12 protein-coding genes, 1 tRNA gene and 1 pseudogene are annotated in these 14,092 nt (G+C 62.8%); 6 read left to right on the top strand and 8 right to left on the bottom strand.

Features of this window, described 5'->3' with window-relative positions; translation table 11 throughout:
* The first annotated feature begins 3 nt into the window (after nt 1–3).
* The 5 genes and pseudogenes from SCM96_08845 (at nt 4) to SCM96_08825 (ending at nt 3,945) form a co-directional block, all read left to right on the top strand.
* Nucleotides 4–783 (top strand): acyl-CoA dehydratase activase, encoded by a 780-nt coding sequence (locus SCM96_08845; protein MDW7760730.1) that lies wholly within the window; start codon nt 4–6, stop codon nt 781–783.
* 173 nt (nt 784–956) lie between these two features.
* Nucleotides 957–1,964, top strand: a pseudogene (gene selD / locus SCM96_08840) (selenide, water dikinase SelD).
* A gap of 12 nt (nt 1,965–1,976) precedes the next feature.
* On the top strand, nt 1,977–2,366 hold the full coding sequence (locus tag SCM96_08835; GenBank protein ID MDW7760729.1) for a carboxymuconolactone decarboxylase family protein: 390 nt from the start codon (nt 1,977–1,979) through the stop codon (nt 2,364–2,366).
* Between the two features lie 16 nt (nt 2,367–2,382).
* Nucleotides 2,383–2,571: a hypothetical protein gene (locus SCM96_08830; protein ID MDW7760728.1), complete on the top strand. Its 189-nt coding sequence runs from the start codon at nt 2,383–2,385 to the stop codon at nt 2,569–2,571.
* A 153-nt stretch (nt 2,572–2,724) separates the two neighbouring features.
* Complete coding sequence (locus SCM96_08825; protein MDW7760727.1) at nt 2,725–3,945, top strand: hypothetical protein; 1,221 nt, start codon at nt 2,725–2,727, stop codon at nt 3,943–3,945.
* 21 nt (nt 3,946–3,966) lie between these two features.
* On the opposite strand, the gene SCM96_08820 is transcribed toward SCM96_08825, so the two are convergent.
* The 4 genes from SCM96_08820 to SCM96_08805 all read right to left on the bottom strand — a co-directional run bounded on the left by SCM96_08820 (nt 3,967) and on the right by SCM96_08805 (nt 8,013).
* Nucleotides 3,967–4,063 (bottom strand) — tRNA-Sec (locus SCM96_08820).
* Between the two features lie 14 nt (nt 4,064–4,077).
* On the bottom strand, nt 4,078–5,988 hold the full coding sequence (gene selB, locus SCM96_08815; protein MDW7760726.1) for a selenocysteine-specific translation elongation factor: 1,911 nt from the start codon (nt 5,986–5,988) through the stop codon (nt 4,078–4,080).
* Nucleotides 5,989–6,007: 19 nt separating this feature from the next.
* Nucleotides 6,008–7,450 carry an L-seryl-tRNA(Sec) selenium transferase gene (gene selA, locus SCM96_08810; protein MDW7760725.1) on the bottom strand — a complete coding sequence of 481 codons (1,443 nt, stop codon included), beginning with the start codon at nt 7,448–7,450 and terminating at the stop codon, nt 6,008–6,010.
* Entirely contained in the window at nt 7,447–8,013 is a 567-nt protein-coding gene (locus SCM96_08805) for a protein-disulfide reductase DsbD family protein (protein ID MDW7760724.1), read from the bottom strand. Before SCM96_08805 ends, selA begins: the two co-directional genes overlap by 4 nt.
* 152 nt (nt 8,014–8,165) lie before the next feature.
* On the opposite strand from SCM96_08805, the gene SCM96_08800 reads away from it, so the two are divergent.
* Nucleotides 8,166–10,088, top strand: a complete 1,923-nt coding sequence (locus SCM96_08800) for a TlpA disulfide reductase family protein (GenBank protein ID MDW7760723.1) — start codon at nt 8,166–8,168, stop codon at nt 10,086–10,088.
* Here the strand turns inward: SCM96_08800 and SCM96_08795 are convergent, their stop codons facing one another.
* The 4 genes from SCM96_08795 to SCM96_08780 all read right to left on the bottom strand — a co-directional run bounded on the left by SCM96_08795 (nt 10,089) and on the right by SCM96_08780 (nt 14,065).
* Complete coding sequence (locus tag SCM96_08795; protein ID MDW7760722.1) at nt 10,089–10,907, bottom strand: redoxin domain-containing protein; 819 nt, start codon at nt 10,905–10,907, stop codon at nt 10,089–10,091.
* A 92-nt stretch (nt 10,908–10,999) separates the two neighbouring features.
* The gene (locus tag SCM96_08790; protein ID MDW7760721.1) at nt 11,000–11,569 is read right to left on the bottom strand and encodes a hypothetical protein; all 570 of its coding nucleotides are present in this window, start codon (nt 11,567–11,569) and stop codon (nt 11,000–11,002) included.
* Nucleotides 11,570–11,605: 36 nt separating this feature from the next.
* Nucleotides 11,606–12,733, bottom strand: coding sequence for a hypothetical protein (locus SCM96_08785; protein MDW7760720.1), 1,128 nt, complete (start codon nt 12,731–12,733; stop codon nt 11,606–11,608).
* Nucleotides 12,734–12,814: 81 nt separating this feature from the next.
* Entirely contained in the window at nt 12,815–14,065 is a 1,251-nt protein-coding gene (locus SCM96_08780; protein ID MDW7760719.1) for a hypothetical protein, read from the bottom strand.
* Nucleotides 14,066–14,092 lie beyond the last annotated feature (27 nt).

Raw genomic sequence — 14,092 nt, 5'->3', positions numbered from 1 at the left:
GCCGTGCTGACGTCCGGCGTCGACATCGGGGCGCGCAGCATCGACATCGTCCTTCTCGAAGACGGACGGATCGTTGCCTCGTCCGTGACCGAGACCGGCCCCGCGCCCCGGGACAACGCCCGGCGGGCCTACGACGCCCTCCTCAACTCCGCCGGAATCCCCCCCTCCGGCGTCGCCCGCACCGTGGCCACGGGCTACGGCCGAAACGCCTTCGAGGGCGCCGACCGGACGGCCTCCGAAATCCTGTGTCATGCGGCGGGGGCGGCCTTCATGTTTCCGGAAGTCCGGACCGTCATCGACATCGGCGCCCAGGATTCCAAGATCGTCCGCGTGGAGCGCGGCGGGGCGGTTCTCGATTTCGCCATGAACGACCGCTGTGCGGCCGGGACCGGCAAATTCATCGAAATGGTCGCGGCCATGCTCGGCCGGACGCTCGACGAGGCCGGCGTCCTGGCTCTCGACGCGTCCGAGTCCGTCGAGATCTCCTCGATGTGCGCCGTCTTCGCCGAGTCCGAGATCGTCGGCCTTCTCCACAAGGGCATTCCCCGCGAAACGATCCTCCATGGCGTGTTCCGGTCCATCGCCCGCCGGACGCTGGGCATGGCCGGGAGGTTCGGTTTCGAAAAGGACATCGTCTTCACGGGCGGCGTGGCCCTCAACCGGGGGATCGTCGAAATCCTGAAAAGGGAAGCGCGCCTCGACGACCTTTGCATTCCTCCCGACCCCCAAATCACCGGCGCCCTCGGGGCGGCTGTTCTGGCCCGGCGCGATTTGATAAGATAGCGGCCATGGATCCCAAAGAAAAGCGCAAACGGGTCATGGCCCGATCGATCAAGATCGGCCACTGCGTCTGCGACCCCCGCCAATCCTGCCCCTGCTCCCTGTTCAAGGAAAAAAATGTCTGCACCTGCGCCGGAGAGCGGGTCCCGGCCGAAACCGCAGGCGAAAAAGTCCGGCTGACCGAATTCGTCAGGCATGCGGGATGCGCCAGCAAGATCAGCCAGAAAGACCTCCACGAAGTCCTCAAGAAGCTGCCCGCGGTCGAGGATCCCCGCCTGATCGTGGGCACGGCGACCGCGGACGACGCCGGCGTTTTCTCGCTCACCCCGGAGCTTCTCATCGTCCAGACGACGGATGTCTTCACGCCGGGCGTCGACGATCCCCGCACCTTCGGACGGATCGCCGCCTGCAACTCCCTCTCCGACGTCTACGCCATGGGCGGGCGGCCCGTCACAGCCCTGTCCATCATCGGCTTTCCCGTCGAACGGCTCCCCCTCGAGGCCATGGCCGAAATCCTCCGGGGCGGCATGGAGGTTCTGGCCGAGGCCGGAGCGATCCTCCTCGGAGGGCACAGCATCAACGACGAGGAGGTCAAATTCGGGTTTGCCGTGACCGGTCTCATCGACGCCCCGTCGATCGTCACCAACGCCGGGGCCCGGCCCGGCGATGTCCTGGTTCTGACCAAGCCGCTCGGCACCGGGATCGTTTCCCTGGCCGCCCAGGTCGGGAGGGCTTCTGCGGAATCCGCCGCGGCGGCGGAGAGAGCCATGACCACGCTCAACCGGTCGGCCGCCGAGGTCATGGTCCGGCACGGCGCGACGGCCTGCACCGACGTGACCGGGTTCGGTCTTCTCGGCCATCTGGCCCAACTGGCTGTCGAGAGCAAGGTCACGGCCGAAATTTGGGCCGATGTCCTGCCTCTTCTTCCCGGCGTTTCCGACTATGTCGCCCAGGGACTCTACTCGGGGGCCAACGAACGGAACGCCGACTACAGCGCCGCCCTCACAGAGTTTTCCGGAGACGTCGGTGAAGACATGAAGGCGGTTCTCTATGACGCCCAGACATCGGGCGGCCTTCTCATCGCTTTTCCTCCGGAGAACGTCGAGGCCGCCCTGGAGGACCTGGCGGCGGCGGGCGTCGCCGACGCGGCCGTCATCGGCCGGATCGTGGGTGCATCGGACGGAAAAATCCGGGTGATGTCGGGGCGGGTCGAACTCGCCGGGCGTAAAGCCTCCCGGATTGAAAATGAGGAATCCATGAGCGAACAAAAAGACATCCCGCACGAGGCCTGCTGCGCCGAAGGCTCCGGAACGCCGGACAGGGCCCTGGACATGTTCCAGGATTTCATGAGCGCGGCGCTCAAACCCGGCGCCCTCGATGTCGTCACCAAAGAGCTTATCGCCGTGGCCCTCGGACTTGCGGTCAACTGCGTCCCCTGTTCGAAAATCCACATCCGCAAGGCCCGGGATATGGGCATCGGCGACGCGGAGCTCGAGGAAGCCGCGGCGCTGGCCGCGGCCTTCGGCGGCTGCCGGGCGATGATGCTGTGGAACGAACTCAAGGAAGCCGATGCCGGCTTGAAATGATTTGACACCCCTGCCGATGATCGCGTATCTTGGTTTCGTCATGCACACCACAGCATCGAAAATCACCACCGCCGCCGCCGGGCTCCTGCTCTTTGCGGCATCCGCCGCGGGACAAATCTGGTTCAAGGGCGATTTCGAGGACGCCCTGGCCCAGGCCCGCACGGAGGGAAAGAAGGTCCTCATCGATTTCTACTCCGGCGGCTGAGGCGCCTGTGTCCTGCTGGGTCAGCAGGTCTACGCCAACGCCGAATTCCACGAACTCCTGAACGGACATTTCGTCCTCTTCCGCGCCGACCGCGACGCCCCGAACGGTCCCCCCGTCTTCAGCCGGTACGACATCCGGGCGACGCCCACGACCATGATCGTGGACGGAGACGGGGCCGAGATCGACTGGCACGTCGGTTACGGTCCGCCGGCCGCGAAATTCGTCGAGAAACTCGATATGTCCGCCCGCGGCATCGACACCACCCGGACCCTCTCGGCTCAGTACGCCGAAAATCCCGATGATGTCTCCGTCGTCTTCAAGCTGGCCGAAAAATACGCCGGCCGGTACGTCGAGGAGAAAACCCTCCGAGCGCTCGAACTCCACCGGAAAGTCATCACCCTCGATCCCGAAGGAAAAGCCGGAACGACGGAATATCTCGGGGAGAAAGTCTCCTACCGCGAGGCCTCCGCATACGCCGCGGCCCAGCTCCAGCTTTTCGACCGGGGCCGGGACATCGCCCCCATGAGGGCCTTTATCCGGGACTACCCGGAAAGCCCGATCCTCAAACAGGCCTGTTCCATCCTCGGCTCCTTTTACTCTTATTCCGGAAGCCGCGAGGATGCAACCGCCTTCTTCGAGGACTACGTCGCACGATACGGCGACGATCCCAGCGCCCTTAACGCCTACGTCACCCGGATCATCCGTGACAAGGGACCGGTCGACCGGGGGATCGAGCTGGCCGAGAAAATCCGGAATCTCACCCGCATCAACCCCGTGCCGGCCTTCGCCCAAAATCTGGCCCAGCTGCATATCCTCAATGACGAGAAGAGCAAGGCCGACGACGTCTACGGCCGAACCTTCATTGAAGGCCGGGTGACCGGCCTGGCCTGGGATCTTGCGGGTTTCGCCAACTTCTGGCACGACCGAGACGCCAATCTCGACGCCGCGCTCGAAATGGCCTTGACGGCGATCCGGCTTAATCCCGATCATCCCTACTTCCTGCAGACCGCGGCCAAACTCCACATCAAGACCGGCAACGAGGCCGAAGCCCTGGCCGTTTACGGCCGTCGATTCGCCTCGACGTGCGCCGATAAACCCAACGACCTTATCAGTTACGCGAGGTTCTGGTCCGGCCGCAAAACGAATCTCGAAAGCGCCCTGGAGGCCGCTGAGAAGGCCGCCGAACTCCAGCCCCAAGCCCCCCATATCCAGGACACCCTGGCCATGGTTTACCTGGCGCTTGGCCGAAAGGCTGAGGCTTTGGAAGCGGCCGAAAAGGCCGCGGCCCTGGCCGCGGACCAGCCCGGCCTGGCCGACTTCTACAATCAACGGCTGGCCGCCGTCAAGGAGAGCATCGTAAAAAAAGACGACTGACCGGCGATCCGGAGGATGATTTGGCGGGAGAGTGTGGGAGTCGAACCCACCCGGGGCTTTTTCAAGGCCCCATGCAGGATTTGAAGTCCTGAAGGCCCACCGGGACCTCGACTCTCCCGTATCCTCGTCCGATCATTTTAGCACATGCCGGTCGCCGGAGCGCCGGGTGAACCCGATCTTGTCGAAATATTCCAGGATGGCGCAGGCGTACTTCCGCGAAAGATCGAGCTTATCCCTGAGCTCGGCGATGGTGATGCCGCCCGTCCGCCGGATCCGGTCGGACACGGCTTCCCGGGCCCGGGCCAGCGCGTCCCGGTGATAAGTGACCTTGGGACCGAGCCGGACGATGACGCCGGTCCGGGCGAGCTCGTATAAGATCTCGCGGAAAAACCTCGGCTGGAGCCCGGCCTCGCGCATGACGTCCTCTTCAAGCGGCGCGGCGAGACCCGCCCGCCGGTAAATGAGCTCCACCCGGTCCTGCGCCTCCCGCCGTTTGCGGTCGGGATCCCGGTCCCGGCCCGGCAGTCCGACGTCGCGATCCTTTTTTTCCAGGACTCCCGACCGGCAGAGAGCGTCGAGAACGGCCGGGAAAACACCCGGTCCGCTCCACTTCAGGAACTCGGCCCGCAGTTCGGCGAAGGGCATGGCCGGCCGGTGCGGGTTTTTTTCCAGGTAAGCCTTGACCAACCCGGCCGTCTTCTCCGAAAGCAACCGGAACGCTTCCGGATGAATGTAAAGGACGCCTCTTTCGCCCGGAACACGGACCAGGCGGTCCGCGCCGCAGAGCGTCTCAGCCGCCCGCTCGACGTCGCCGGCGTCCGCCCCCAGAGACCGGGCCGCATCCAACACGCCGCAGGCTCCGAAACCGCACTTCCGGACGGTCTCCTCAACGGCGTCCTCGAGCCCGCCTTCGAGCCTCTTCAAACCATCGATGACCCGGTCGTCCAGGCGCCGGTGCCGGGCCGGCCGGGCGTCGACGACGCGGCCGCCCCCGAGCGTCGCCTGGGGCGAGAAGGCCCGGACGACGAACCGGTCGCCGGGCAGGGCCGCGGTCGGCGATTCCAGAAAAGCCTGGACGGGCGCCGTCTCTCCCGGCCGCAGAACGCCCCTGTCGAGGATGGCCAGCCGGGCAATGATCTCGTCCGTGCCGACGTGGATCCGGACACGCTCCCTGTTCTTGACGTCCTTCCCGTAGCGTTCAAGAACGCGGAGACGGAGATCGAGACGCTCCGTCGGCTCCAGGGTTCCCGGCCTGGCCGCGCACTGGCCGCGCCGGAGATCGTCCTTCTTCAAGTCCATGAGGTTGAGGGCCGTCCTCAGGCCGATTCCGGCCTTTTCGCGGATCTCCCCGTGGACGTGGATGTTCCTCACCCGGGCGGTCAACCCATCGGGATAGATCTCGACCTTGTCTCCGACCCGGACCTCGCCGCCGAGGACGGTGCCGGCGACGACCGTGCCGAAGCCCTGCAGGACGAACACCCGGTCGATGGGCATGCGGAAGAGGCCGCGGTCCTCGCGGGGCCGGACGGACCGGCCGAGATCGCGGAGCGCCGTCCGAAGCTTGTCCATCCCCTCGCCCGTCGCCGCGGACACCGGCAGAATGGGTGCCCCGTCCAGGAAACTCCCGGCGACAAGGGCCCGGATCTCGGCCTCGACCTCGCGGCTTCGGGCTTCGTCGGCCAGATCGATCTTGGTCGGGACGACGATTCCGGCCGGAATCTCGAGAAGACGGAGAATATCGAAATGCTCCCTCGTCTGGACGTTGACGCCCTCGTCGGCCGCAACGATCAGCAGGGCGGCATCGACGTTGCTTGCACCCGCGGCCATGGTCCGGACGAATTTTTCGTGCCCGGGCACGTCGATGAAGACGATCTGCTTTTCGTAGTCGGGATCGTCGAGGAAGACGAAGCCGAGTTCGATGGTCAGGCCGCGCGCCTTCTCTTCGGGGAGAGTGCCGGGGTCGATCCCCGTCAGGGCCCTGACGAGCGTGGATTTTCCATGGTCGATGTGGCCGGACGTTCCGACGATGACATGGGGTTTCACGGCCTTTCTCGCTCCCCGGTCAAGTCTCCAACGCCCGGTAGACGGCCTGAAGGACGACGGCGTCCTCGTCCGGCCGGATCGTCCGGAGATCGAAGAGCACGGCGTCCCTGTGGATGCGGGCGAATACGGGCGGGTCGTTCCGCCTCAACCGGCGCGCCAAATCCTCGGCCGAAGTTTTCCTCGGCCGGACGGTCAGAAGTTTGGTCGGCAGCGTCTCGGCCGGAACGGATCCGCTCCCGACCTCGGAGGCGCCGTCTTCCAGGGCGGCCGAGGCGACGCGTTCATCGATCCGGGCGGAGACCCCCCGCACGAGCTTCCGGCCGCGCCGGACGAGATCGGCCGGCTTCAATGCCAGCATGCGGTAGACCGGATGGATCCGAGCGACCGTCTCCGGGTCGAGAAAGAGTTTGAGAGTCGCTTCCAGGGCGGCGATCGTCAGTTTGCCGACGCGGAAGGCGCGCTTGAGGGGATTTTTCTTGATCCGGCGGACAGCCTCTTCCCGGCCGGCGATGATTCCGCACTGGGGACCGCCGAGAAGCTTGTCGCCGCTGAAGCAGACCGCGTCCGCCCCGGCAGTCAGGCTGTCCCGGACGAGCGGCTCGGATGAAATCCCGAAAGACGCGAGGTCGACGAGGGCTCCGCTTCCCAGATCATCGACGACCGGAAGACCATGTTTCCGGCCAAGGGCGACAAGCTCTCCGATTCCCGGCTCCCCGGTAAAGCCGATGATCCGATAGTTGCTGTGGTGGACGCGGAGAAGAGCCCCTGTCCGCTCCCCGATTGCCTGCTCATAGTCGGAAAGCTTCGTCCGGTTGGTCGTTCCGACCTCGCGGAGGACGGCGCCGCTCGCCGTCATGACGTCGGGCATCCGGAAAGAGCCGCCGATTTCGACAAGCTGACCCCGGGAGACGACGACCTCGCGCCCGGCGGCCAGGGTGTTCAGGATGAGAACCGTGGCCGCGGCATTGTTGTTGACGACGGTGGCCGCCTCGGCCCCGGTCAGGCGGCAAAGCAGGTCTTCGGTGTGGGCGTCGCGGTCGCCGCGTTTTCCGGATTCGGCATCGACGGCCAGGTTGCAGCAGCCGGCTGAAACGGCACGCAGGGCTTCGACGGCCGCTTCTGACAGAACGGCCCGCCCGAGCCCGGTGTGAATGACGACGCCTGTCGCATTGATGGCCGGGCGGAGAGAAGGCGATCGGCGCGCCACCAGGATTCCCTCGGCTGCCGAGGCGACGGCATCCGGCGAAAAGGCCGCATCCTCCGCAGGCGCGTCTCCGCCGGCGATCCGCGCTCTCAGCCCGGCCAGCGCCTCGCGGACGGCGTCACTCGCCGCCCCGGAGCCGTACTTTTCCGCAAGGCGGACGGCCGCCCCGTCCCGGAGCACGGCGTCCACGGATGGGATGCGGCGCAGGACCATGCGGTCCGGTGCAGCTCCGTCCGGCGATCCGTCTCCGGGCCTCATTTCTTCTTGAACTCGATCCCGGCGAATATTTCGCTGTGGAGTTCGGTGGTCGCCGTTCCGGCCGCAACAACGACGACTTCGATTTCGAACGGCTCAGACTTGGGCGGCAGGCAGCTCTCATCGTCGCAGGCCTGGTAGCTCAGCCGCCCCTTGATCGTCACCGGGCCGGCCGGAGCGTTTTCGGCGGCCTGCATAAGAAACCCCAGGACGATGTCCCCGTCGTAAAACGCGATTTCGCCGTCGGAATAGCCGAACCGGGCGATGCGGGCCTCGGGATAGAATGTTTCGACGACGGTCAACCCCTCCATCTCCTCGCAGGACAGAACCGAGGGGATGATGAACGGATCATCCTGGACCGGTCCGTTGATGTGCCAACCCGGAATGATCCGGGCCTTCACGGCGAGCTTGATCGTCCCGCCGGCGGGGACGCCGTCCGCCGAGAGAATCGGCGCGACGACGACGATGGGCGCGTCCTCGGTCCCGGCCGGAATCTCCTGGCCTGAGACCATGACCGCCGCGGGGAAAACACAGAGAGCCAGTGCGAGAATTCTTCGAATTATCATCTTTCTTCCGACCTCCTTCGCACAGGGTGGTTTATTTTATGACGATTCCGCCTCCCTTGTAAATAACCGCCGCCCTCACGCCGGCTCCATGACGGATCTCTGTCGGATCTCCGGCTTGACAGTCGAAAAGATGCTGGAGTAGCATTCTTAGGATGCACCGTCTTATCGTCATGACGGCGGCGGTTGTCGCCCTTGCGGCTCCGGTGTCCGCCCAGAAAGCCATCGATTTCGCCCTGAGGGACCTTGACGGAAACACCGTCCGCCTGAGCGACCACATCGGCGAAAAGGTCATCCTCGTCGATTTCTGGGCAACTTGGTGCGTCCCCTGTGTCAAGGAGCTGCCCCATTTCCAGAGATTCCACGAGACCTATTCAGACAAGGGCCTTCTCATCCTGGCCATAACCGTGGACGGCCCGGAAAGCGTGGCCATGGTCCGGCCCTTCATGAGCCGCTACAACTACACGTTCCCGGTTCTTCTCGATACGGAATCCCGGGTCATCGCCCTCTACAATCCGAGGGTGGTCCTCCCTTACCGCTTTCTGGTCGACAGACAGGGGAACATCCGGCACACCCACACCGGTTACAGTCCCGGAGACGAGATCTCCTTGGAGAAGCAAATCCAGGAATTGCTGGAACCCGAGGAAGAAGGCCGGATCCGCCGGTTTTCCTTCCACGCCTCGGATGCGCTGCTGAACAGAAATTTCAGCGACGCCGACTATGTCGACCGAACCCGCGGAGGCAGGGCCTCCCAGATTATCAACCAGCTGGACCTGACCCTGAGCCGGGGGGCCTTCATGGCCGGGGCGCGACTCGACGCCAACCTCGACTTTTCCCCCTGGCAGGACGAGGTCTCGCTGGCCAAGCGCTTCCTGGAATTCAACACCCGGAGCCTGTCCGTCCGGGCCGGGGATTTCTATCACACCGTCGGCCGGGGCTTGGCCTTCAGCGTCCTCAAGACTTTCGAAAAGGAGGGCCTCGAATACATCATCGACACGACGGTCGACGGCGGCAAACTCGCTTTCTCCCACAAGGAATATTCCGCCGAGCTGTTTGGGGGTTGGCTCGACCGCGAGGACTCCGACGTCAAGGACCGCGTCCTCGGCGGCGCCCTGGGCCGGCGGATCGGCGGGCTTGTGGACGTCAAGGCCCAGATCGTCCATGCCGACCTCGAAAGAGGCTCGTTTTTCAACACGGAGCGGGCCACCATGGAATCCTTGAGCCTCGACCTGCCGAATTTCCGCGACAAGCTGAAGTTCTTCGGGGAATTCCTGCTTCTTCAGAAAAAGATGCACTACGTCGAGGACACCGTCCGGGGCCACGGCCTCTACCTCGAATCGGGGCTCTTCCTCAAGAACCTCTCCTTTCTCCTCGAATTCAAGGACTACAAGAACCTGGATTTTGAATACAACCGCCCTCCGCTCCTCGAACCCGAACCGGTGGCGATCCTGGCCAACCAGTTCGCCGTGAGCTCGAAGAACGTCACCGCGATCGCCGGGAGGGTCGACTATTATTTCCCCAAGCGTTCCCTCCTGGCATTCGGGAGATACGCACACTTCCGGGATACTCCCGTCACCCAACCGAGGACCATCCACCACACCTTCCTCGGCCTGGAAAAGAAATTCGGGGAGACGGGCTGGGTCAACGTCCTGGGCGGTTTCCGTCGCGAGGAGACCGAATCTCTCGTCTTCTATTACACCCACGGCGACACATGGCACGGCCAGGCGAATGTCAGCTTGCCCCTGACCTCCCGGTTAAGCCTGGAGGCGTATCTCGAAGCCAAAGACTTCGACGGCCGCCATTTCGATTACAGGGAAACCCGCTCCTCGTTCTCCGTCCACCATTCGCCCTGGATCGTTCTGACCCTGTTCTACGACCGGTCGACGGACCCCGAGGTGCTGTTTTTCAAGAACAAGAAAGACTGGTGGGGCAGCCAGGTCGAATTCAAGCTCTCCCGATGGGGAAACGTCAAGGTGTTCTACGGCGCGATCAAGGGCGGCGTGAAATGCGCCGGCGGGGCCTGCAAGTTCTTCCCGCCGTTCGAGGGTCTGAGGATCGACCTTCTCTTCAGGCTCTGATCACAGATACTTGCGGATGACATCCTCGACTTCGCTCTTGTTCCACCCTTCCTTCTTGTAGCGGATGGTCATGTTCCGGTCCAGGACATGGGGAAGCGGAATGGATGTCTTGCGGAAGTGATTATAAATGGCCTGGCTGTTGTCGTTGAGGACGGGGAATGTCAGCTTGTAGGTGTTCGCCCAGTTTGCGGGATCGCCGTCGATGACGACCAGGATGTACATGAAGCCCTTGTCCCTGAACTGCTGGTAGAAGGCCTCGGCCGTCTCCGCCTTCTCGCGGCAGGGTGTGCACCAGTCGGCGGTGAAATCGAGGAGGACGACCTTGCCGTGATGATCCCAGAGAGAGACGGATTGACCGGACTGGTTGTTGGCCGTGAAGTTCCTGGCCACATTGTTGACCTCCGTCCCGGTCGACGCGGCCGCCGCGGTGAAATTCAGATCCTTGCGGGTTGTGGCGCCCGCCTCGTAATTCGACGGATTGAAAGCGAAGCCTTTCCGGGACGGGGTGATGATGTAATTTCCGGCCGGCAGGTTTTTAAAGGCGAACGAGCCGTCGGAGGCCGTGGCCGTCTTTTGCGCCCCGCCCCAGGACAGATAGACGTCGACTCCGGAGACGGGCGCCGTGACGGAAAGCATCCCGACCTCTGTCGTACCGGACGTTCCGGCCGCTCCGGCTGTGCCATCCTGGATCCGGCCGCTGAGTTCGATTCCGGTCTCCCCGGGTCCCGTCGGAGTGTCCTTCTTGCAGCCGCCCAGGCCGATCACGAGGATCAGAATCCCCGGAGCCAAGACCCAAAACCAATGCATTTTTTTGCTCATGAGAGCCTCCTTACACCGACTCCATGGCCGATGAAATGACGTTCCCCGCGCCCTGCATTCGAGGCTGAAAATCCGGTGTTGCGCTTTTTCCGCTACGGGAGGAACTGCAGGCCCAGGCCCAGGCCGATATGGATGCCTCCCAGATCAGCCTCGATCCCCGCCGGCTCGACCTTGCACATGCTGTAACTTCCCTGTAGGTCCAGGAAAAGCGGCCCCGCAATCAGCACTTTCACCCCTGCCAGACCCATAAATCCGAGACCGCCGTCTTCGACCTTCCCGATAGGATTCTCTTCCTTGTAGAGAATATAACCCGCCCCGGCCCCGATATAGGGGCGGAAGCGGCCGCTGAGGAATTGGTACTGAAGACCTCCGAAGACGGGGATCAGAGTCATGGTCGTCGACTCTTCCGTGAAAGTCAGCGTCCCCGTTTTATTGAAAAAGCTTCCCCCGGCCCAAAGGCTCAGTCCTCCCATGATCTTCAGGGAGATTCCGCCGCCGTAAACGGGGCTTTCTCCGTAAATCTCCTTGAACACGGCTTCCGAGGGGATGAAATAGGCGCCCCGGGCCTGGATGGAAAAACTGTCTCCGGCTGCCGCGCCCGCGGTGACCGCAATGAAAAACACCAGGATGGCTCCCTGTCTGCACGCCGCCGTTTTCATCATCGACATCATCATGGTCATGTGTTTCCTTTCCGCCAACTATCGAAATGTGACCGACGCCGCTTCACTTTCCCGGCCGCCTGAATCGACGGCGGATACCTGATAAGTGTATTCTTCGTCCTTTCCGGCATGGCGCTGCCGGAACTCGAAAATATCCGACCCGACCTCGGCGAGAAGAGTCCGAGAAGCCGCCCGGACTTCATAAATCCTGTATTTGGCGATGGCGGCGTTGTTGGGATTCGCCTGCCAGGTCACCACATTGATATACTCGACCAGGAATACGGACCGGTTGATGCGTTTGACCCCGGTAATGTTGAGTGGCGCATAGATCCTGCGAATGAAGTTCGCCGTGATTGACTTATCGGTGGTCATGACGACACTCGCCGGATTCTGGGTTCCCGTCAGATCGCCGCTCCACCCGTTGAACGCGAAATGGGTCTGGGGAACGGCCCGGATCGAAACCGAGAGGCCTTTTTGATAGCTATACGTTCCGGGTGTCGGGTCCGTCGTTCCTCCCACCGATGCCGCCAAGGTCAGGAAACGGACATCCGCGGCGCCGTTCTTGTAGATGCTTCCGCCGTTCGTCCCGGCGTAAAGGATGGAGTTCACCGTGTCCCATTGCAGGCACAGGACATCTCGGAAGTCCAGGCCGTTATTGAACTCCGTCCATGTGGTCCCGCCGTCCCGGCTGTAATGAACCCCATTCATTCCGGCGACATAGATCTGGTCGGGAGCGTTCCTGTTGATCCGGATATCCTTCACATCATGGGTCATGACCCGGGTCCAGGAGCCGCCCGAATTCAAACTCAGGAAAAGTCCGTTCTCCGTTCCGGCGAAGATCCGGGTGGTCCGAACGGGGTCGACGGCCAGCTTATTGACCTGACGCGTAAAGGCCCCGGCGTCGATCGGGGTCCAGTTTGCCCCGCCGTTTGTCGAGCTGAAAACGATCCCCCGGTAGGGAGAATAGGAGACGCCGCCGACATAAAGGGTATTGTCGTTGGCGGGATGAACCGCCACGGTCCGGAGATAAACCTGGGGATTCGCCAAAACCGTGTGTGTGGTCCAATTTGCGCCCGCATTCACGGACTTATGGAGGGCCGGGTGATATTCCGAGCCGCTTCGGGTCTGACCCGCGCCGAAGATACGGGAGAAATCGTTCGGATTCACGGCCAAGTCGTCAAACAATCCCGATGTCAGTTTCTGCCAGGTGTTGCCGCCATCTACAGACCTGTAGATGTCATCGCCCCCTCAACCCCCGGCCAGGATGTAGAGATCCTGGCCGTTTGCGGGATTGATGAGGATCTGGTCGATGGCGTCGCACCGGTAGAAATCCGGCATCCTCTGCCAGGAGGAGCCGAAATTCGTGCTCTTGAAAAAGCCGTTGCCCTTGCCCTCCGCATAAAGGAGTTGGGGAGAAGAACGTGAATAAGCCAGAGAGCCGATTTCGACGGCGGATATCCCCTGGTTTCCCTCCGTCCAGGACGCCCCTCCGTCGCGGCTGAAAAAGAACCCGGCCGTGGAACCGAAGTAAATCCCGGAAGACGCGGCGAGGACTTTTCCGCAATAGCCGGCCAGTCCCGCTGTGACGGATGTCCAGTTGACGCCGCCGTCCGTGCTCTTGAAGACCCGGGCGCCGTACCCCGCGTAGAGCGTATGGCTGTTGCCCGGATCGATGGTTATGGATTCCGCGTAGGCTGTCCCGGTGTTTTTCGTCCAGCCGGTCCCGCCGTCAGAACTCCGGTAAACGCCCCAGGATGATCCGGCGAAGACTCTCGAGGGGGACTGGGGATCCACAGCGAGGGTCCTCACCGAATCCGACGTTCCGATGGACCCGGTGATGTCCTGCCAAGAGGCACCCTGATTTATGGATTTATAGACCCTGTAGACGTATCTCGATCCGTCATAAGAACTCCCGCTTGCATAAAGAATCCGGGAATCGGAGGGAGAAATCGCCAGCGCCAGAGAGCTCCCGTATTGAGTCAAAGGACCGACGCGGACCGAAGACCAGGAGGCGCCGCCGTTGGTCGATTTGTGGATCGCCATCACGCTTTTCCATGAGGGCGACGTTTCCCAGTATTCGATGCCCGCGACATAGATCGTCGAGGGATTGGCCGGGTCGACGATCAGACCTGTATACGCCGACCGGTTGGAGCCGAAAGGATGTTCCGTCCAGTTGACGCCGCCGTTCGTCGATTTGAATAGACGATCGGCGTAATTCGGCAGAACATAGACGAGACTCGGGTTGGACGGATCATAGGCCACGTCCTTGAGTGGCCTGTTCAGAGTCGCGAGGACCTGCCACGTCCCGCCGGCATTCGTTGTTTTCAAGACCTGTCCGGAGTTGCCGCCGATGACGGCCAGCATCTCGTTCGGATTGCCCGGATGCCTCGCAAGGCCGGAGACGTTGCCGCCTTCGGGTCCGACCCTCTGCCAGGACTGGGCGGACACGACCAGGCAGGCCGAAACAAGGATTAAGAAAAAAATGACGCTTTTTCTCATTCTTCCACCTCCCTCATGATTCAAGCC

It is taken from the genome of Acidobacteriota bacterium (assembly GCA_033549365.1).
In the GTDB taxonomy this organism is placed as follows: Bacteria; Acidobacteriota; Aminicenantia; order Aminicenantales; family Saccharicenantaceae; genus JAWSUF01.
This window is presented reverse-complemented; position numbering and strand designations above follow the sequence as displayed.

What these genes read in the sequence shown, in the direction of transcription:
- SCM96_08790 (MDW7760721.1), bottom strand. Translation starts at nt 11,569, where the DNA reads ATGATGAAAACGGCGGCGTGCAGACAGGGAGCCATCCTGGTGTTTTTC.
- SCM96_08800 (MDW7760723.1), top strand. Translation starts at nt 8,166, where the DNA reads ATGCACCGTCTTATCGTCATGACGGCGGCGGTTGTCGCCCTTGCGGCT.
- SCM96_08830 (MDW7760728.1), top strand. Translation starts at nt 2,383, where the DNA reads ATGATCGCGTATCTTGGTTTCGTCATGCACACCACAGCATCGAAAATC.
- SCM96_08780 (MDW7760719.1), bottom strand. Translation starts at nt 14,065, where the DNA reads ATGAGAAAAAGCGTCATTTTTTTCTTAATCCTTGTTTCGGCCTGCCTG.
- SCM96_08835 (MDW7760729.1), top strand. Translation starts at nt 1,977, where the DNA reads ATGTCGGGGCGGGTCGAACTCGCCGGGCGTAAAGCCTCCCGGATTGAA.
- SCM96_08795 (MDW7760722.1), bottom strand. Translation starts at nt 10,907, where the DNA reads ATGAGCAAAAAAATGCATTGGTTTTGGGTCTTGGCTCCGGGGATTCTG.
- SCM96_08825 (MDW7760727.1), top strand. Translation starts at nt 2,725, where the DNA reads ATGATCGTGGACGGAGACGGGGCCGAGATCGACTGGCACGTCGGTTAC.
- SCM96_08805 (MDW7760724.1), bottom strand. Translation starts at nt 8,013, where the DNA reads ATGATAATTCGAAGAATTCTCGCACTGGCTCTCTGTGTTTTCCCCGCG.
- selA (MDW7760725.1), bottom strand. Translation starts at nt 7,450, where the DNA reads ATGAGGCCCGGAGACGGATCGCCGGACGGAGCTGCACCGGACCGCATG.